General features: G+C 65.5%; 16 protein-coding genes. 12 read left to right on the plus strand and 4 right to left on the minus strand.

The window, feature by feature from the left end:
• Window positions 1–37: 37 nt before the first annotated feature.
• The gene (locus tag NPJ82_RS07370) at window positions 38–1,132 is read left to right on the plus strand and encodes a zinc-binding dehydrogenase (RefSeq protein WP_342658856.1); all 1,095 of its coding nucleotides are present in this window, start codon (window positions 38–40) and stop codon (window positions 1,130–1,132) included.
• 24 nt (window positions 1,133–1,156) lie between these two features.
• On the opposite strand, the gene NPJ82_RS07375 is transcribed toward NPJ82_RS07370, so the two are convergent.
• Entirely contained in the window at window positions 1,157–2,116 is a 960-nt protein-coding gene (locus NPJ82_RS07375) for a nitronate monooxygenase family protein (protein WP_112382413.1), read from the minus strand.
• A gap of 321 nt (window positions 2,117–2,437) precedes the next feature.
• Here NPJ82_RS07375 and NPJ82_RS07380 point away from each other — a divergent pair, with 321 nt between their 5' ends.
• Window positions 2,438–5,020: a M1 family metallopeptidase gene (locus tag NPJ82_RS07380; protein ID WP_342658857.1), complete on the plus strand. Its 2,583-nt coding sequence runs from the start codon at window positions 2,438–2,440 to the stop codon at window positions 5,018–5,020.
• A gap of 50 nt (window positions 5,021–5,070) precedes the next feature.
• Here NPJ82_RS07380 and NPJ82_RS07385 read toward each other — a convergent pair whose 3' ends face one another.
• From NPJ82_RS07385 to NPJ82_RS07395, 3 genes are read right to left on the minus strand one after another with little or no spacing between them, the layout of a single operon-like run.
• Window positions 5,071–6,480 carry a vWA domain-containing protein gene (locus NPJ82_RS07385; RefSeq protein ID WP_342658858.1) on the minus strand — a complete coding sequence of 470 codons (1,410 nt, stop codon included), beginning with the start codon at window positions 6,478–6,480 and terminating at the stop codon, window positions 5,071–5,073.
• Complete coding sequence (locus NPJ82_RS07390) at window positions 6,467–6,988, minus strand: TadE/TadG family type IV pilus assembly protein (protein ID WP_342658859.1); 522 nt, start codon at window positions 6,986–6,988, stop codon at window positions 6,467–6,469. The genes NPJ82_RS07385 and NPJ82_RS07390 overlap by 14 nt, the downstream gene beginning before the upstream one ends.
• A gap of 8 nt (window positions 6,989–6,996) precedes the next feature.
• Window positions 6,997–7,554: a TadE/TadG family type IV pilus assembly protein gene (locus tag NPJ82_RS07395; protein ID WP_342658860.1), complete on the minus strand. Its 558-nt coding sequence runs from the start codon at window positions 7,552–7,554 to the stop codon at window positions 6,997–6,999.
• Between the two features lie 235 nt (window positions 7,555–7,789).
• Between NPJ82_RS07395 and pyrH the strand changes: the two genes are divergently transcribed.
• The 10 genes from pyrH (at window position 7,790) to rpmE (ending at window position 17,188) form a co-directional block, all read left to right on the plus strand.
• The gene (gene pyrH / locus NPJ82_RS07400) at window positions 7,790–8,512 is read left to right on the plus strand and encodes a UMP kinase (RefSeq protein ID WP_174236598.1); all 723 of its coding nucleotides are present in this window, start codon (window positions 7,790–7,792) and stop codon (window positions 8,510–8,512) included.
• A gap of 3 nt (window positions 8,513–8,515) precedes the next feature.
• Entirely contained in the window at window positions 8,516–9,073 is a 558-nt protein-coding gene (gene frr, locus NPJ82_RS07405; RefSeq protein ID WP_112382407.1) for a ribosome recycling factor, read from the plus strand.
• Between the two features lie 89 nt (window positions 9,074–9,162).
• Window positions 9,163–9,831, plus strand: coding sequence for an isoprenyl transferase (locus tag NPJ82_RS07410; protein WP_205411606.1), 669 nt, complete (start codon window positions 9,163–9,165; stop codon window positions 9,829–9,831).
• Window positions 9,832–9,857: 26 nt separating this feature from the next.
• Entirely contained in the window at window positions 9,858–10,625 is a 768-nt protein-coding gene (locus NPJ82_RS07415) for a phosphatidate cytidylyltransferase (protein WP_342658978.1), read from the plus strand.
• On the plus strand, window positions 10,625–11,782 hold the full coding sequence (locus tag NPJ82_RS07420) for a 1-deoxy-D-xylulose-5-phosphate reductoisomerase (RefSeq protein WP_112382405.1): 1,158 nt from the start codon (window positions 10,625–10,627) through the stop codon (window positions 11,780–11,782). The genes NPJ82_RS07415 and NPJ82_RS07420 overlap by 1 nt, the downstream gene beginning before the upstream one ends.
• Window positions 11,779–12,912 carry an RIP metalloprotease RseP gene (gene rseP / locus NPJ82_RS07425; RefSeq protein ID WP_342658861.1) on the plus strand — a complete coding sequence of 378 codons (1,134 nt, stop codon included), beginning with the start codon at window positions 11,779–11,781 and terminating at the stop codon, window positions 12,910–12,912. The genes NPJ82_RS07420 and rseP overlap by 4 nt, the downstream gene beginning before the upstream one ends.
• Before the next feature lie 68 nt (window positions 12,913–12,980).
• The gene (bamA, locus tag NPJ82_RS07430; protein ID WP_342658862.1) at window positions 12,981–15,710 is read left to right on the plus strand and encodes an outer membrane protein assembly factor BamA; all 2,730 of its coding nucleotides are present in this window, start codon (window positions 12,981–12,983) and stop codon (window positions 15,708–15,710) included.
• Entirely contained in the window at window positions 15,710–16,372 is a 663-nt protein-coding gene (locus NPJ82_RS07435; protein WP_342658863.1) for an OmpH family outer membrane protein, read from the plus strand. The genes bamA and NPJ82_RS07435 overlap by 1 nt, the downstream gene beginning before the upstream one ends.
• Before the next feature lie 32 nt (window positions 16,373–16,404).
• Entirely contained in the window at window positions 16,405–16,857 is a 453-nt protein-coding gene (gene fabZ / locus NPJ82_RS07440) for a 3-hydroxyacyl-ACP dehydratase FabZ (RefSeq protein WP_342658979.1), read from the plus strand.
• A gap of 100 nt (window positions 16,858–16,957) precedes the next feature.
• Window positions 16,958–17,188: a 50S ribosomal protein L31 gene (rpmE, locus tag NPJ82_RS07445; protein WP_112382645.1), complete on the plus strand. Its 231-nt coding sequence runs from the start codon at window positions 16,958–16,960 to the stop codon at window positions 17,186–17,188.
• Window positions 17,189–17,256: the final 68 nt, after the last annotated feature.

Here is a 17,256-nt window from a genome sequence, read left to right on the forward strand (position 1 = left end):
CACCTCCCGCTGTCCACCACAAGGGACAGGGCGATCGATGACGGCAGAGACCAGGGACCCCGCCAGCACCGGCCGCACCATGAAGGCCGCCCTGAAAACCGAGGATGGCCGCTTCCGCATCGCGGAGGTGGAGGAGCCCGCACTGCCCGCCGCGGACTGGGTAAAAGCGCGGGTGCGCGTCGCCGGCATCTGCGGCACCGACTTGCGCCACTGGAAGAAGCCCGACCCCGAACTGCGCTGCTGCATCATGGGTCATGAGATGGCGGGCGAGGTGGTGGAGATCGGGGCGGATGTCACCCATGTCGCGATCGGCGACCGCGTGCTGGTCGAATCGGTGCTGGGTTGCGGACATTGCGAATGGTGCCGGGTGCGCCAGTATAATCGCTGCCCCGACCTTTATCCCACCCGCCGCGCCAGCGTGTCGCGTGCCTATGCCGAGTTCGTCGTCGGGCCACAGCACAAATTCTACAAACTGCCCGATCATGTCGGCTTCGACGATGCAGCACTGCTCGATACCTATGCGGTATGCCTGCACGCGCAGCATCTGTCGGGGCTGACCATCAACGCGCGCGTCGCGATCATCGGCGCCGGCCCGATCGGGCTGGGGCAGGCGATGCTGGCCAAGGCGAGCGGCGCCGATGTGCTGATCATCGACACCGTGGCGCATTCGCTGGAGGTGGCGCGGCAACTGGGCGCCGACGTGACGGTCGATCCGGAGCAGCAGGACCCGGTCGAACAGCTGATGGCGTTTACGCAAGGTCGCGGTGCGGACGTGGTGTTCGAATGCGCCGGCGGCACGTCGATGCCGACCACGCTGCCGCTGGCGACCAAATTGGCGCGACGCGGCGGCCGGATCGTCCTGGTCGGCGGCTTCGACGGGGGCGAGACCGAGATCGCGCTGGAATGGCAGCGTATCCAGATGTCGGAGATCGCACTGATCCCCAGTGCCAGCTTCGCCGTCCACGACATCTACCCCGAACAGGCCGAGGTGCTCGATCTGGTCGCGCGCGGCAAGCTGCGCACCCAGGAACTCATCACCCACCGCTTTCCGCTGGATGCGATCAACGACGCGTTCGAGGTCGCGCTGGACAAGGAGAAGACCAGGGCGATCTTTGTCGCGCTGGAGATCTGAAGCAGCCTGGATCGGGGGCGGACCCTACCCCCCGATCCGCACCCGTGCGGCACGATATTCGCGCTCCAGCCGCGCCACCCGGTCCGCGACCGGCTCTACCGCATCCACCGCGCCGATGCCCTGGCCCGATCCCCAGATGTCGCGCCATGCCTTGGCCTTGGCGCCGTTGCCGGTGCCGAAGTCCATCGTCTTCAGGTCGCCTTCGGGCAGCGCGTCGGGGTCGAGGCCGGCGGCGGCGATCGAGCCGCGCAGGTAATTGCCGTGTACCCCGGTGAACAGGTTGGAATAGACGATGTCCGACGCGCGCCCCTCGACGATCGCCTGCTTGTAGCCGTCGACCGCATTGGCCTCGGTCGTGGCGATGAAGGGCGAGCCGATATAGGCGACGTCGGCCCCCATCGCCTGCGCCGCCAGGATCGCGCCGCCGGTCGCGATCGATCCGGACAGCGCCAGCGGCCCATCGAACCATTGCCGGATTTCCTGCACCAGCGCGAAGGGGGACAGCCGTCCGGCATGGCCGCCCGCGCCCGCCGCGACCGCGATCAGCCCATCCGCGCCCTTTTCCACCGCCTTGCGGGCGAAGCGGTCGTCGATCACGTCGTGCAGCGTGATCCCGCCCCAGCCATGCACCGCCTGGTTCAGGTCCTCGCGCGCGCCAAGCGAGGTGATAACGATCGGGACCTGCCATTTGGCACAGGTCGCCAGATCCGCCTCCAGCCGGTCGTTCGACCGGTGGACGATCTGGTTGACGGCAAAAGGTGCGGCCGGCCGGTCCGGATGGTCGCGATTATGCGCGGCCAGTTCCTCGGTGATCCGGTGCAGCCATTCGTCGAGCATCGCCGCCGGTCGTGCGTTGAGCGCGGGGAATGATCCGACGATCCCCGCCTTGCACTGTGCGATCACCAGTTCGGGACCGGAGATGATGAACAGCGGCGACCCGATCACAGGCAGGCGCAGGCGGTCGAACAGGGCGGGCAGGGTCATCGCTTTACGATAACGTAAACGGCAAGCATGTCCAGTATGCGGCAGTAGGGCGCCGCTGTCCTACAGCGTCGCTTTCCGCTAGGCTCACCGCCATGCTGACGTCCTCGTCCTACCGGTCCTTTGCGCGGCGGGACGATTGCAGAAAAGGTAAGTGGACACGGACAGGGGGGTGTAGTGTCCACTTCCAGTCCGTGGGCACAAATCGCGCCGGCGGGACGCCGCGTTACCCGCGAATCGCCCCATCGCGCGCAACCCTCATGTTGCCTTGTTCGCGCAACAGCGTACACCGCCGATGTAACAGCATATCACAGGGTCCCGTTCATGAAACTCGCCGTTGCCGCGCTTCTGTCCCTTACCGTCTCTGCGCCCGCGCTTGCCGCCGGGCAGTTGCCGCGCACGGTCGTGCCGGTGCTGTACGACATCACGGTGCGCCCCGACGCGCAGAAGCTGACCTTCTCCGGCGAGGAGACGGTGACGGTCGATGTGAAGACCCCGACGCGCACCATCGTCCTCAACGCCGCCGATCTGGCGATCACCCGTGCGACGCTGGACGGAAAGCCGATCCGCTACGCGCTCGACAACGAAGCGCAGACGCTGACGCTGACGCTGCCGCAGGCGGTAAAGGCCGGGCGCCATACGGTCGGTTTCGCCTGGACCGGCACGATCAATCGCGCCGCCTCCGGCCTGTTCGCGATCGACTATACCAACACCGATGGCAGCCAGGCCCGGATGCTGGCGACCCAGTTCGAGGCGCCCGATGCCCGCCGCTTCGCGCCGATGTGGGACGAGCCCGCGTTCAAGGCGAAGTTTCGCCTGTCCTCCACCGCGCCGGCCGGCCAGACCGCCTATTCCAACATGCCCGCGACGATCACGCAGGCAGCGGACGGCAGCAAGCTTTACAAGTTCGGCGAAACGCCGGTGATGTCGAGCTATCTGCTCTTCCTCGGCATGGGCGATGTCGAACGCAAGACGGCGCGCGCGGACGGCGTGGAAATCGGCATCATCAGCCGCAAGGGCGTGGTCGATCAGGGCGACTATGCGCTCGGCGCGGCGTCGAAGCTGCTGCCATACTTCAACAACTATTTCGGCCAGCGCTACCCGCTGCCCAAGATGGACATGATCGCCGGCCCCGGTTCCAGCCAGTTCTTCGGCGCGATGGAAAACTGGGGCGCGATCTTCTATTTTGAATCCGAACTGCTGTTCGATCCCAAGATCGCGACGGAAAGCAATCGCCAGCGCATCCACACCGTTGTCGCGCATGAAATGGCGCACCAGTGGTTCGGCGACCTCGTCACCATGGCGTGGTGGGACGATCTCTGGCTGAACGAGGGCTTTGCCTCCTGGATGGAGAACAAGGCGTCCGCCGATCTCAATCCCGCATGGAAGGCGCGCGAGGCCGAGGTGGTCGGCGCCCGCGAAAGCGCGATGGCGATCGATGCGACCTCCGCCACCCATCCGATCATCCGCAAGGTGGAGACGGTGGACCAGATCGGCGAGGCGTTCGACAGCATCACCTATCTAAAGGGCCAGTCGGTCATCGGCATGCTGGAGGCGACGCTGGGCGAGGCGCCGTTCCGTGAAGGCATCCGCCGCTACATGGCCAAGTACAAGTACGGCAACACCGTCACCGACCAGCTCTGGGCGGAGCTGTCCACCGCCTCGGGCCAGCCGATCGCGACCATCGCCAAGGACTTCACGTTGCAGGGCGGCGTGCCGCTGGTCACGCTGACCGGCACGCGCTGCGAGGGCGGGGCGACCGTCGCCACGCTGACGCAAGGGCGCTTCGGCCTGGATGCCGCGTCGAAGACGCCGCAGACCTGGCATGTGCCCATCCGCTTGGCCACGATCGGCGGCGGCGAGGCACGCGCCACCGTCTTCGGTGCCACCGCGACCCCGGTCAAGGTGCCCGGATGCGGCACCTTGGTGCTGAACCATGGCAAGGGCAGCTACACCCGTGTCATGTACGACGAGGCGGGTCATGCCGCGATCGTGCGTGATTTCAACAAGATGGCACTGGACGACCGGCTGGGCACGCTGGGCGACGACTTCGCGCTGGCGGCGGGTGGCTATCAGGATCTGTCGCGCTGGTTCGCGGTGATGGCGCAGGTCGGGGCGAATGCCGACCCGCTGGAATGGGGCACCGTCGCGGGCAAGCTCGGCACGCTGGAGCGGCTGTATCGCGGCGCGCCGCTGGAGGCGTCGCTCCGCCAGCGCAGCGCCGCCGTGCTGAAGCCGGTACTCGCCCGGATCGGGCTTGATGCGAAGCCGGGCGAGTCGGCGCTGATCAGCAACCTGCGCGAACAGTTGATCGGCCAGCTGGGTGGTGACGGCGATGCCGATGTCGCGGCCCGCGCCCGCACCTATGTCGCCGCGCTCCGCACCGATCCGGGCGCGATCCCCGCCGCCATCCGCGCGCCGATCTTGGCCACCTATGCCAGCAATGCCACCGCGGCGGAGTGGGACCAGTTGCTGGCCTTGACCAAGGCGGAGCGCAGCCCGGTCGCCAAGAACCGCTACGTCACGCTGCTCGGCTATGCCGACGATCCGGCCATCGCGGCGCGCGCGCTGGAGTTGCTGAAGACCGACACCTTCACGCCCCCGCAGCGCGCCGCGCTGCTCCGCTCGATCGCCGGCACCCACCCCGATCTCGCCTTCGACTGGGCGGTCGCCAATCGCACGCTGGTCGACAGCTTCCTGGAGGAAAGCACGCGTTCGGGCTTCATCGTCGGGCTGGGCGCGGGCTCCAGCGATCCCGCCATGCCGGGCAAGATCACGGCCTTTGCCGACCAGTATCTGCCCGCCGGCTCGCGTGGCGGCGCCACCCGCGCCATCTCGCAGATCGGCGTCCGCAAGGGCACGGCCACGCAGTTGCAACCTGCCGTCACCCGCTGGCTGGGCAAGTAACCTCCGCACCTCGTGCCGCCCGACCTTGGGCGGCACGAGGGCTTGGTCTGTTAGTGAATGATCGTCGGCGCCTGCGTCGCCTGGGTGAACAGCTTCAGCATCGCGGCATGAATGCCGTCGCCGTCCGATGCTTCCAGCAGCCACCCCGGCGACGCGCATTCCTCCAGCCTCGGGCGGATTTTCGAGGGCGGCAGGGGTGCGATCAACCAATTGTACTCAAAGGCAAATTCTGTGCTTTTCTCGTCGGCCGGGAATTTCTTGACCGGCAGGTAGGTCGTATAGACGATCCCGATCGTGACCTTCTTATCCCGCTTCAGTGTCTCGCATTTGGCCGGATCCATCAACGCCATGCAATGGCTACCGCCGCACAGGTCCTGTACGCCGTCGGTGACGATGAACAGAAATTTGCGGGCATCGGCTTGCGTGGTGCCATCGCCGCTCGCCGGAATTTGAGTAGCCATGCCGTTCATCACTGCGGCCAGATTGGTGTCGCCATAGCCGACATTTCCGTCATTGGGGCCAAGGGTCAATTTGGACACGGTATTCTTCACGCTGCTCAGGTCGTCGGTCAGCGCTTGTATTCGTCGCATATCGGTGCCGAACTCATACACCCCGAACCGGTAGAAACGGTCCTTGTTCTGGCTGTTCAGTGCCGTGTTGATCATGTCCAGCGCAGCAATGCGCTCGATATCCACTCGCATCTTGATGCCGTATTTGTTGGCGATCGCTTCGTTTGAGTATTTCTCCCACGAACCATCCGCCAGCCTGCCAGCTACGTGGCAGCCGAACTGACACCCCCGCTTGTTCTTTTTGACGTCGCTGTTCAGATCGTAGGTGAGCGTCCACAACCTCTTTGCATCCTCATCGGATGCCGCCAACCCCATCGACTGCGACGTGTCGAGCGCCAGATAGACGTCCATATACGGCGCCTTGATCGTCTGCGACGTGCTGGTGCCGGCCACGGCAAGTGTCGCGACGCCCAGCACGCCGGCGAAGCTGTTGGCCGATGTGCCGCCATAGGTGACGACCGCCTTGCGGGTCAGCGGCCGCTCGCCAGGTGCGTTCGCGTTGGGGTTCGTCGGGCAGGTATAGGGTGCCGCCGTGCCGGAGGCATAGGTGTCGGTAATGACGATCTGCAAGCCGCTGGGTTGGCTGACGTCGAGTGACAGACCGTCCAGCCCTCCCGTTTGGGACACGAACGTGTTGCGCGCCGCGGCGCAGGCTGCACCGACAGGCTTCTCCATCGTCACCTGGGTCACCGCGGCGAGGCTGGCGGCATCGGCGACCGCGTCCAGCTTGCTTTCGGTCCGTTTGGCGCGACTGTAATCGATGCCCATCCCGGTGGCAAAGGTGATGGGCAGCAACGCGAACGCGGTCAGCATCAACACATTGCCCCGGCGATCCTCGTGCAGCCGGCGAGCCCCCCGGGATGCGGCGGCGATCAGGTCAGCGACAGTCATTGCAAACGACCATATTGGAGTTGCGGGGATTCATAAAAAAGCGGTCGGAGAAGTTCAGCTTGCCGACCGACCGATAGGCCACGCCCGGATCATAGGCGTAGGTGACCTCGCCCATGATCAGCGCGGTATTCGCCACCCGCAGGCGGGCCGGTATGTCGTCCGTGGAAATAGCGGTGCGCGGCGTAGTATTGATCGCCCGGCTCCAGTTGATGGACGGCGTACCTGCGGCATCGAAGACGATCTGCAGCACCCGAACCGTGGCACCGGCGCGCGAATAGGGCGCCAGCATCGCGGTCGAGGATTCCAGGATGGTTTGCAGATCGGCCTTGGTCAGCGTCTTGGGTGTGCTCGCCAGATCGACGATGGTGCGATCCGCCAGCCCGACCTTACGCTGGCACGCCACCGCATCGGCCAGCTGATAGCCGCCCAGGAACAGCAGCAGCAGGATGGGGAAGGTAAAGGCGAATTCGATCAGGGCAACGCCGCGGCGATCCCGACCCAGCGTCATCAGCGGCCTCACTTGTACAATTCCGCACGTGCGATCGCCGTGCCGACCAGCAGCCGACGCCCGCCCGGCAGATTGGAAATGTCGTAGCCCAGCGATACCGTCGGCAGGTTCCATACGTACAGGACCCGCAGGACCGTGATCTTGCCGGGCTCACCGATGGTGAAGGGCAGATCGTCGATCGGCTTGCCCCTTGCGTCGAACCGGATCGTGGGTTGCGTGAAATCCGCAGCGGTAAAGGTGTCCGGCTTCGCCGCCGTCAGCAACAGGTTCTCGCAGTGCAGATAGGCGGGAAGATCATTGCAGATACGTGTCTTGAACGCGGCCTTGCTGGCAACCGCCGCCTTGTCGCTCCCGGTCAGCAGCAGCCGGCCCGAACGGGCGGTGACGCTTTCCAGCGTCTGCTGGGCAAAGAAGACGAGGCTGGTCATCAATGCGGCGAGCAGAACGGCGAAAAACGGAAGCGTGATCATCGCGAACTCGACCAGCACGACGCCGCGCGTCGAACGCCAAAGCGGTCGGGATGTCGATGACGGCTCTGGAACAATGCTGGCGCAGCGCATGGTCATGGCCGCAATCGTTAGCAACAGAACGTAAAAAATAGCTTATCTGTGAAACATCACCCAAAATGGTACAGCTTTGCGACGTGTTTGATATCGATGGATAATCTTTGTCGGCGTTGCTCTCACATGCCGCCGCGACCTGCATGAAATCACGATCGATCCTGCACGTCGCCGAGGTTGCCCCGGCGCGCCGCCGCGCCTAAGGTCCGCGCCGCTCCCCCCAACCAGCTTCCGAGATCTGATGACCGCGCCACGCTTCAAACGCATCCTGTTGAAACTCTCGGGTGAGGTCCTGATGGGCGAGGGCGGTCTTGCCATCGACCCCGTCATCACCGCGCGCGTCGCCGGTGAGATCGCCGATGTGCGCAACCAGGGCTATGAACTGTGCGTGGTGGTCGGCGGCGGCAACATCTTCCGTGGCCTCTCGGCTGCGGCCAAGGGGATCGAGCGGGCAACGGCCGATTATATGGGCATGCTGGCCACGGTGATGAACGCGCTGGCCGTGCAGAACGCCTTGGAACAGATCGGCGTCGACACCCGCGTCCAGTCGGCGATCCCGATGTCCAGCGTGTGCGAACCCTTTATCCGTCGCCGTGCCGAGCGACACCTGGAAAAGGGCCGGGTGGTGATCTTTGCCGCCGGTGTCGGCTCGCCCTTCTTCACCACCGATTCCGGTGCGGCGCTGCGCGCGGCCGAGATGAAGTGTGACGCGCTGTTCAAGGGCACCAGCGTCGACGGTGTGTACGATGCCGATCCCAAAAAGGTGCCGACGGCCACGCGCTATGAAACCGTCAGCTATTCGCGCGTATTGTCCGACGACCTGAAGGTCATGGATGCCTCTGCCATCGCGCTGTGCCGCGACAACAATATCCCGATCGTCGTCTTCAACATCCGCGAGCATGGCAATTTCGGTGCCGTGCTCGCCGGTGACGGCGTCTCGACGATCGTGCAGAATCAGGAGTAATCGATGCCCGCCTACGTTAAATCCGATCTCGAACGCCGCATGGCCGGTGCGGTCGAGTCGTTGAAGCATGATCTGGGTGGCCTGCGTACGGGCCGCGCCTCCACCGCGCTGCTCGATCCGGTTACCGTCGAGGTCTATGGCAGCCACATGCCATTGAACCAGGTGGCGACCGTCTCCGCGCCGGAGCCGCGCATGCTGTCGGTACAGGTATGGGACAAGTCGAATGTCGGTCCCGTCGAAAAGGCGATTCGCTCGGCCGGCCTCGGCCTCAATCCGATCAACGACGGCCAGACCCTGCGCCTGCCGATCCCCGACCTGACCGAGGAGCGCCGCAAGGAACTCGCCAAGCTGGCCGGGCAATATGCCGAAAAGGCGCGCATCGCGGTCCGCAACGTGCGTCGCGACGGTATGGACAGCCTGAAGACCGACGAAAAGAAGGGCGTGTTCGGCGAGGATGATCGCAAGCGCCACGAAACCGAGGTGCAGAAGCTGACCGACGCGACGATCGCCGATGTCGATGCGGCGGCGGCGGCCAAGGAAAAGGAAATCCTGGGCAAGTGAGCCCGCCGGCCGCCTCGGCGCAGGTCGCCCTGGGATCGCTTGCCGCCGTGCCTGATACGGGCGCGGTGCCGCGGCACGTCGCCATCATCATGGACGGCAACGGCCGCTGGGCGAAGCGTCGGCTGTTGCCGCGCTTCGCCGGGCACAAGGCCGGGGTGGACACGGTACGCCGCATTACCCGGGCCGCGCGCGCGCTGGGGATCGAGGCGCTGACGCTTTATGCCTTCTCGTCGGAGAACTGGCGGCGGCCGGAGGCGGAGGTGAGCGACCTTATGGGTCTGCTCCGCCTGTTCATTCGCAACGATCTGGCCGAACTGGTGGCGGACAATGTAAGGCTCCGCATCATCGGCGATTATCGCCGTTTCTCCGCGGATCTCGTCGCGCTGATCGACGATGCGGTCGCGCGCACCGCATCCAATACCGGTCCTATCCTGGTGATCGCGCTCAACTACGGCGCGCAGGCTGAACTGGTGGCGGCCGCACAGCGGCTGGCGGCGCGCGCTGCGGCTGGCGAGATCGCGCCGGAGGCGATCACGGCGGAGGCGATCGAGGCCGAACTGGACACCCACGGTCTCCCGCCCCTCGATCTGGTGATCCGCACCTCGGGCGAGCAGCGGCTGTCCAACTTCCTGCTGTGGCAGGCGGCCTATGCCGAATTGCTGTTCGTCGACACGCTGTGGCCCGATTTCGACGAGGCAGCGCTTGGTGAGGCGGTGGCAGCGTTTGGCCGCCGCCAGCGACGTTTCGGAGGCTTGTGACCGACCCCGCGCCGATGCCGTCCGGCATGTCGAACATGACCAAGCGCATCCTGGCGAGCCTCGTCATGATCGCGGTCGCCAGCCTGTGTCTGGTTGCGGGCGGGCTGCTCTTCTGGCTGCTCGCCGTTGTCGTCGCCTTGTTCATGATGGCGGAATGGTCGGACCTGCATCAGGCCGATGCCAAGGCAAAGCGGATGGCGCAGTTTGCGCTGTCCGTGCCGCTGGCGATCATGGCACCGGAACTGGCGGCTGGTCCGGGCTTCTTTGCGCTCGGCCTGATTGCCGGCGCATTCTTCTTCGTCACCATCGTCTCGCGGCGGCCGGCGCTGGGCGCGGGCGTTCTTTATGTCGGCCTGCCGGTCTTCTCGCTGCTGCTGATCCGCGAACAGCCCAATGGGCTTGTGCTGGCGCTATGGGCGATGGCGCTGGTCTGGGCATGCGATAGCGGCGCCTTCTTTACCGGCCGCACCTTTGGCGGTCCCAAGCTCGCCCCGTCGATGAGCCCTGCAAAGACCTGGTCCGGTCTTCTTGGCGGCGTTGTCCTTGCGACCCTGCTGGCGGCCGTGATGGAGGCCTTCTACGACCTGCCGCTGCGCCTGACCATTGCCACGCCGTTCCTGGCCGTGCTGGCACAAGGTGGCGACCTGTTCGAAAGCGCGCTGAAGCGGCGAGCCGGCGTGAAGGACTCGGGCAATGTCCTGCCCGGTCATGGCGGGGTGCTGGACCGGCTGGACGGCGTCGTACCGGTGGCGCCGATCGCGGCGCTTCTCGTGATCGCACCGCGGCTGATCTGATGCGCACCGTCACCATCCTTGGCGCGACCGGATCGGTCGGGACCTCGACGCTCGACCTGATCGAACGCGAGCCCGACAAGTTCCGCGTGCGGGCGCTGACCGCCAATTGCGATGTCGCGAAGCTCGCGGCGGCCGCGCGGCGCACCAACGCGGAACTGGCGGTGGTCGCGGACGAAAGCTGCGTGCTGGCACTGCGCGACGCATTGGCTGGTACCGCAACGCAGGTGGCTGGGGGGGCGCAGGCGGTGTGCGACGCAGCGGCTCTGGGCGCGGATTGGACGATGGGCGCGATCGTCGGCTGTGCAGGCATGAAGCCCGCCATGGCCGCGATCGAGCGGGGCGGCACGGTGGTGCTGGCCAACAAGGAGCCGCTGGTATCCGCGGGCGAGCTGATCCTGGCCGCGGCGGCGCGCAGCGGTGCGACGCTGCTGCCGGCGGACAGCGAGCATAATGCCATCTATCAATGCTTCGATTTCGCGCGGCCCGAGCGCGTTCGGCGCATCATTTTGACGGCGAGCGGCGGCCCGTTCCGCGACAGGACGCGTGAAGAGATGGCGCGCATGACGCCCGAACAGGCGGTCGCGCACCCCAACTGGTCGATGGGCGCCAAGATCTCGATCGATTCGGCGACGATGATGAACAAGGGGCTGGAACTGATCGAGGCGGCGCGCCTGTTCCCCGTGCCCGAAGACCGGATCGAGATCGTCGTCCATCCGCAATCGGTCATCCACTCCGCCGTCGACTATATCGATGGATCGATGCTGGCGCAGCTGGGCCCGTCGGACATGCGGGTGCCGATCGCGCATTGCTTGGCCTGGCCGGACCGGATGGCGACGCCGATGGCGCCGCTTGATCTGGTCGCGCTCGGCCGGCTCGATTTCGCGGCGCCCGATCCGGTGCGCTTCCCTGCGTTGCGGCTGGCGCGCGAGGCGCTGATCGCGGGTGGTGCCCGGCCGGCGATCCTGAACGCCGCGAACGAGGTTGCGGTCGCGGCCTTCCTGGCCCGTCGCATCGGCTTCCTCGAAATTGCCGCAATCGTCGAGGATATACTGGAGCGTTACGACCCGGCCCCGCCGGATACGCTTGATGCGGTACTCGCAATCGATGCGCATGCGAGGGTATTGGCGGGCGAACGCGTAGAGGATTGCGTCGTTTGATCGAGACTCCCGGTTTCCTGTTGACCATTCTCGCCTTCGTGCTCGTCATCGGCCCGCTCGTGTTCGTTCACGAAATGGGCCATTATCTTGCCGGCCGGTGGTTCGGGGTGAAGGCGGACGCCTTCTCCATCGGCTTCGGTCGCGAGGTGGCGGGTTTCACTGACAAGCGCGGCACCCGCTGGAAGATCGGCTGGCTGCCGCTGGGCGGTTACGTCAAGTTTTCGGGCGACATGAACCCGGCCAGCCAGCCCAGCGCCGAATGGCTGTCGATGCCGGCCGAGGAGCGGCAGCGCACCTTTCAGGCCAAGCCCGTATGGCAACGCGCGATCATCGTCGCGGCAGGCCCGGCGATCAACTTCGCCGCGGCGATCCTGATCCTGGCGGGCTTCGCGCTGGCATATGGCGAGGCGGTGATGCCGCCGGTGGCAGGGGCCGTCGCACCGAACAGCGCCGCGGCCGCGGCGGGGCTTCGCGCAGGCGACCGGGTCACCGCACTCGATGGTCGGCCGATCGACGATTTTGCCGACATGGTGCGCTTTATCCAGATTCGCGCCGGCGAGCGGGTGCGCGTCGATCTCGTCCGCGATGGCCAGCCGACCTCGGTGCAGGCGGTGATCGCCACCGATCTGCAACGCGATCGCTTCGGCAACGAGTATCGCATCGGTCGCCTGGGCCTGCTCGGCCCGAAGCCCGAAATACAGCCGGTGGGCCTGTTGCGCGCGCCCGTCGTGGCGGTGCAGCGCACCGGCCAGATCGTGTCGATGATGGTGGAAACGCTGGGCCAGGTCATTACCGGCCGCCGCTCGGTCAAGGAGTTGGGCGGGCCGTTGTCGATCGCCAAGGTTTCCGGCGAGCAAATGGCGCTTGGGCTCGACGCCTTCGTGTTCCTGATCGCGCTGGTGTCCATCAATCTGGGGTTCATCAATTTGCTGCCAGTGCCGATGCTCGATGGCGGTCATCTGCTGTTCTACGCGATCGAGGCGGTGCGGCGGCGACCGCTCGGCCCCGATGCGCAGGAATGGGCCTTTCGTGGCGGAATGCTGGCGATCCTGGCGCTGATGCTGTTCGTGACGTTCAACGATCTGGGTAATCTGGGCCTGTGGAAGAATCTCGCTGGCTTGATCGGGTGAGCAAGCTGGGGCAGGGCGGCGAACGCAGGGGTCGGTTCGACTTTTCTGGGGTGGGTTTGGTGACAGCGATGACTGGTATGAAGTTCGTGCGCGCGGGCGCTGTGCTGCTGGCGGGTACGGCGCTGTCGGGCGTTCCTGCCCTTGCGCAGACCGCGCCGGCAAGGCCGGGCGCCGCCGCTGCCCCCGCGCAGGCGCCCGCCGCGGTGCCGAGCGTGGCACCGGCACCGGTTCGCACCATCAAGACGTTGCGAGTCGAGGGGGCGCAGCGCATCGAACCCGAGACGGTGCTGTCCTATACCAAGCTGCGCGTCGGCATTCCCTACACGCCGGAAACGCTGGATCAGGCGCTCAAGGACCTGCAGGCCAGCGAACTGTTCGCCGATTTCTCGATCGCCGGCGTCGAGACGGGCGACATCGTGCTGCGCGTGCGGGAGAACCCGATCATCAACCGCGTGATCCTTGAGGGCAACAAGCGCCTCAAGAACGACAAGATCACCAAGGAAATCCGGCTGGCCCCGCGCCAGATCTTCACGCGTACCGCGGTCCGTCAGGACGTGGCGCGCATTGTCGAGCTGTATCGCCGTCAGGGCCGGTTCGGCGCGGTGGTCGAACCGAAGATGGTCAGCCTCGACCAGAACCGCGTCGACGTGGTGTTCGAGATCAGCGAGGGCCCGAAATCCAAGGTTCGCCAGATCAACATTCTGGGCAATGAAAAATTCTCCGACGACCAGTTGCGTGGCGAGATGGCGACCAAGCAGTCGCGCTGGTTCCGCCTGCTGTCGTCCAACACCTCCTACGACCAGGACCGGCTGGCCTATGACCAGCAGAAGCTGCGCCAGTTCTACCTGACCGAGGGCTATGCGGATTTCCGCGTGACCAGCGCGGTGGCCGAGCTGACCCCGGACAAGCAGGACTTCATCATCACCTATGTGGTGGAGGAAGGGCCGCGCTATAAGTTCGGGGACGTGGCGGTCGACAGCCAGATCCGCGATTTCGACAATACGAAGCTTGCCGCGTCGCTGCCGATGAAGAAGGACGACTGGTACAATGCCAAGCTGGTCGAGGACTCGGTCGAAAGCCTGAGCCAGACCGCCGGCCTGTTCGGCTATGCCTTCACCGATGTGAACCCGGAGTTCCAGCGCGACCGCGAGGCGCTGACCATGTCGGTCACGTTCAACATCGCCGAAGCCAAGCGCACCTATGTCGAGCGCATCGAGATCAACGGCAACACGCAGACGCAGGACAAGGTCGTGCGGCGTGAAATCCGTCTGGCCGAGGGCGACGCGTTCAACAGCTTCCAGGTGCGCCGTTCGCAGGACCGCATCAATTCGCTCGGCTATTTCCAGGACAAGCTGGAGATCAAGCAGAACCCCGGTTCCGCCCCCGATCGACTGGTGCTGGAGACGAATGTCGAGGAGCGCTCGACCGGCGAGTTGCAGCTGTCCGCCGGTTATTCGTCGCTCGAACGCTTCATCATCCAGGCCAACATCACGCAGCGCAATTTCCGCGGCAAGGGCCAGGAATTGCGTGCCGGCGTGAATTATTCGGCCTATTCCAAGTCGGTCGAACTCGGCTTCACCGAGCCATACGTGTTCGACAAGAACATCGCGATGGGCGTCGATATCTTCCGCCGCGACTTCAACGCGTTCAACTTCGTCGGCACCAACCGCCAGACCACCTACAGCCAGGTGTCGACCGGTTTCCAGGTGCGCGCGGGCGTGCCGCTGACCGAATATTGGTCGCTGTCGGGGCGCTACGGCCTGACCTATGACGAGGTGGGGCTCGCCAACTCCTTCTTCAACGCCGCGGGCGAATGCGACGTCACCATTGCCGGCCGGTATCTGTGCGAGCAGCTCGGCAATCGCTGGACCTCGTCGGTCGGCTACTCGCTGATCTATGACAGCCTGAACAGCCGCCTGCGCCCGACCGCGGGCCATCGCTTCTCGTTCAGCCAGGACTTTGCCGGTCTCGGCGGTGACGTGAAATATATCCGTACCCGCGCCGAGGGCTCGAAGTTCAAGGGGCTGGGCAGCGGCTTCGTGCTGTCGTGGCTGGGCGAAGGCGGTTACATCCACTCGCTGGAAAGCAGCCGCGGCCCCGGCATCGATCCCGTGCGCATCACGGACCGCTTCTATCTGGGCGAGCCGCAGTTCCGCGGGTTCGACATCCGCGGCGTGGGTCCGCGCGTTCAGCGTCGTTTCTTCACTGGCAATGCAGCCGATGGCACACAGGTGCTGATTACCGACCGTAATCAGCTTGTGGATGACGCACTGGGCGGCAAGGCCTATTACCTGACGCGTCTCGAACTCGAACTGCCGCTCGGCTCCGGTGCCCGCGAGATGGGGCTGCGGCCGTCCATCTACGTGCAGGCCGGTTCGTTGTTTGACCTGACCCGTCCGCGTCCGACCGCTGACCCGCCCTTCGAACAGTTGCGCGATGCCAGTGGCAATCTGCGCTTCAACAGCGATGGATCGCCTACGTTGATTGGCAACATCCAGCGCGATGCTGCTGGTAATCCTCTATATTCCACGCCCGACACCGGGCTGACTACGACGTGCGCCACCGGTACGCTGACGAACGGCGTCTGCACCGGCACGACGGTAAACACGCTGGTACGCAATACGCCGTTCGTGGAGAATTACTTCGGCGGACGTTGGACACCCCGCGTGTCGGTCGGCGTCGGCGTAAACTGGAATTCTCCGTTCGGCCCGCTGCGTATCGATCTCGCCAAGGCGCTGGTCACCCAGGCGGGCGACGACCCCAAGCTCATCACCTTCAACGTAGGGACACAGTTCTGATGAAGACGTTCACGACTCTCCTCCTCGCCGCTGGCGTCCTTGCTGCGGCTCCGGCCGCCGCGCAGGTCGGTGGTGTCGCCGTCGCCGATCCGCAGGGTGCGATCGCCAACTCACGCGCCTGGACCGCTGCCCGCACCCAGATCGAGACGACCTACAAGGCGCAGCTCGATCAGGCCGAAGCACGCCGCCAGGCCCTGTCGACCGAGTTGCAGCCGCTGATCCAGCAGTTCAACACCGCCCGTTCGGCGCCCAACGCCAACCAGCAGGCGCTGCAGACCCAGGCGCAGCAGATCCAGACGCGTGAAACCGCTGCGAACCAGGAGCTTCAGCGCCTGACCCAGCCGGCACAGCGTGCGCAGGCCTATGCCATCGAGCAGATCCAGAACCGTCTGGGCGAAGCGGTGCAGAGCGCCGTCCGCGCCAAGAATGTCAGCCTGCTTGTCTCGCCGCAGGCGGTGCTGTTCATGCAGCCGACCGCCGACATCACTGCGGCCGTGACGGCCGAGCTCGACCGTCTGGTCCCCACCGTCAACACCACGCCGCCGGCCAACTGGCAGCCCGGTCAGGGCGGTCAGGCCGCCGGTGCTGCACCGGCCGGTTCCGCGCCCGCCGCGACGCCGGCTCCGGCCGCCACCGGTAACCGCCGCAACAGCGGCCGGTGAGCGACGCGGTGACTGATGAGGTGAAATCCGCCATGGGTCCGTTCGATATCGGGCGGGTCATGGCGGCGATTCCGCACCGCTATCCCATGCTGTTGATCGACCGTGTCGAAAGCCTCGTGCCCGACACGTCGATCACGGCGATCAAGGCGGTGACGATCAACGAAGGCTTCTTCCAGGGGCACTTCCCCGGCCGCCCGATCATGCCGGGCGTGCTGATCGTCGAGGCGCTGGCACAGGCCGCTGGTGTTCTGGCGGTGGAAAGCCTGGGCCTCGCCGGATCGGGCAAGCTCGTCTATTTCATGGCGATCGACGGTGCCAAGTTCCGCAAGCCGGTCGAACCCGGCGTGCTGCTGCAACTGGAGGCGACGTTCGTCCAGAAGCGGGCCACCGTCTGCAAGTTCGCCGGTGTCGCCAAGGTCGACGGAAAGGTCGTGGCCGAGGCGAACTTCACCGCGATGATCGCCGATCCGCCGAAGGCCGGCTGATCCTCGTTCGATACGGCGTTTGACCGTGCGGCGCCCGTTCGCTATGGGCGCCGCTTCGCATTCCCGGCTGGTCGGAACCAGCCACGCAGGAGCTACCACCATGAAGACCGATACCCATCCCGACTACCACATGATCAAGGTCCAGATGACCGACGGCACCGTGTTCGAAACCCGCTCCACCTGGGGCAAGGAAGGCGACACGATGCAGCTCGACATCGACCCGCTGGCGCACCCCGCCTGGACCGGTGGCCGTGGCCAGATGCTGGACGCGGGCGGCCAGGTCGCACGCTTCAACAAGCGTTTCGGTGGTGGCCTGACGCTGCGCAAGTAAGCGCCAAGGTCCTACGCTTCGGGAATGGCCCGGCTTCCACGAGGAAGCCGGGCCATTTTTGCTTGCAG

This window comes from Sphingomonas sp. NY01 (genome assembly GCF_038809135.1).
In the GTDB taxonomy this organism is placed as follows: domain Bacteria; phylum Pseudomonadota; class Alphaproteobacteria; order Sphingomonadales; family Sphingomonadaceae; genus Sphingomonas; species Sphingomonas carotinifaciens.

Excerpts from the sequence above, each read along its gene's own strand:
- bamA (WP_342658862.1), top strand. The coding sequence starts at position 12,981 with ATGACTGGTATGAAGTTCGTGCGCGCGGGCGCTGTGCTGCTGGCGGGT.
- NPJ82_RS07420 (WP_112382405.1), top strand. The coding sequence starts at position 10,625 with ATGCGCACCGTCACCATCCTTGGCGCGACCGGATCGGTCGGGACCTCG.
- pyrH (WP_174236598.1), top strand. The coding sequence starts at position 7,790 with ATGACCGCGCCACGCTTCAAACGCATCCTGTTGAAACTCTCGGGTGAG.
- frr (WP_112382407.1), top strand. The coding sequence starts at position 8,516 with ATGCCCGCCTACGTTAAATCCGATCTCGAACGCCGCATGGCCGGTGCG.
- NPJ82_RS07435 (WP_342658863.1), top strand. The coding sequence starts at position 15,710 with ATGAAGACGTTCACGACTCTCCTCCTCGCCGCTGGCGTCCTTGCTGCG.
- NPJ82_RS07395 (WP_342658860.1), bottom strand. The coding sequence starts at position 7,554 with ATGACCATGCGCTGCGCCAGCATTGTTCCAGAGCCGTCATCGACATCC.
- NPJ82_RS07385 (WP_342658858.1), bottom strand. The coding sequence starts at position 6,480 with ATGACTGTCGCTGACCTGATCGCCGCCGCATCCCGGGGGGCTCGCCGG.
- NPJ82_RS07370 (WP_342658856.1), top strand. The coding sequence starts at position 38 with ATGACGGCAGAGACCAGGGACCCCGCCAGCACCGGCCGCACCATGAAG.
- NPJ82_RS07375 (WP_112382413.1), bottom strand. The coding sequence starts at position 2,116 with ATGACCCTGCCCGCCCTGTTCGACCGCCTGCGCCTGCCTGTGATCGGG.
- NPJ82_RS07410 (WP_205411606.1), top strand. The coding sequence starts at position 9,163 with ATGGACGGCAACGGCCGCTGGGCGAAGCGTCGGCTGTTGCCGCGCTTC.
- fabZ (WP_342658979.1), top strand. The coding sequence starts at position 16,405 with ATGGGTCCGTTCGATATCGGGCGGGTCATGGCGGCGATTCCGCACCGC.
- NPJ82_RS07380 (WP_342658857.1), top strand. The coding sequence starts at position 2,438 with ATGAAACTCGCCGTTGCCGCGCTTCTGTCCCTTACCGTCTCTGCGCCC.
- rpmE (WP_112382645.1), top strand. The coding sequence starts at position 16,958 with ATGAAGACCGATACCCATCCCGACTACCACATGATCAAGGTCCAGATG.
- NPJ82_RS07415 (WP_342658978.1), top strand. The coding sequence starts at position 9,858 with ATGTCGAACATGACCAAGCGCATCCTGGCGAGCCTCGTCATGATCGCG.
- NPJ82_RS07390 (WP_342658859.1), bottom strand. The coding sequence starts at position 6,988 with ATGACGCTGGGTCGGGATCGCCGCGGCGTTGCCCTGATCGAATTCGCC.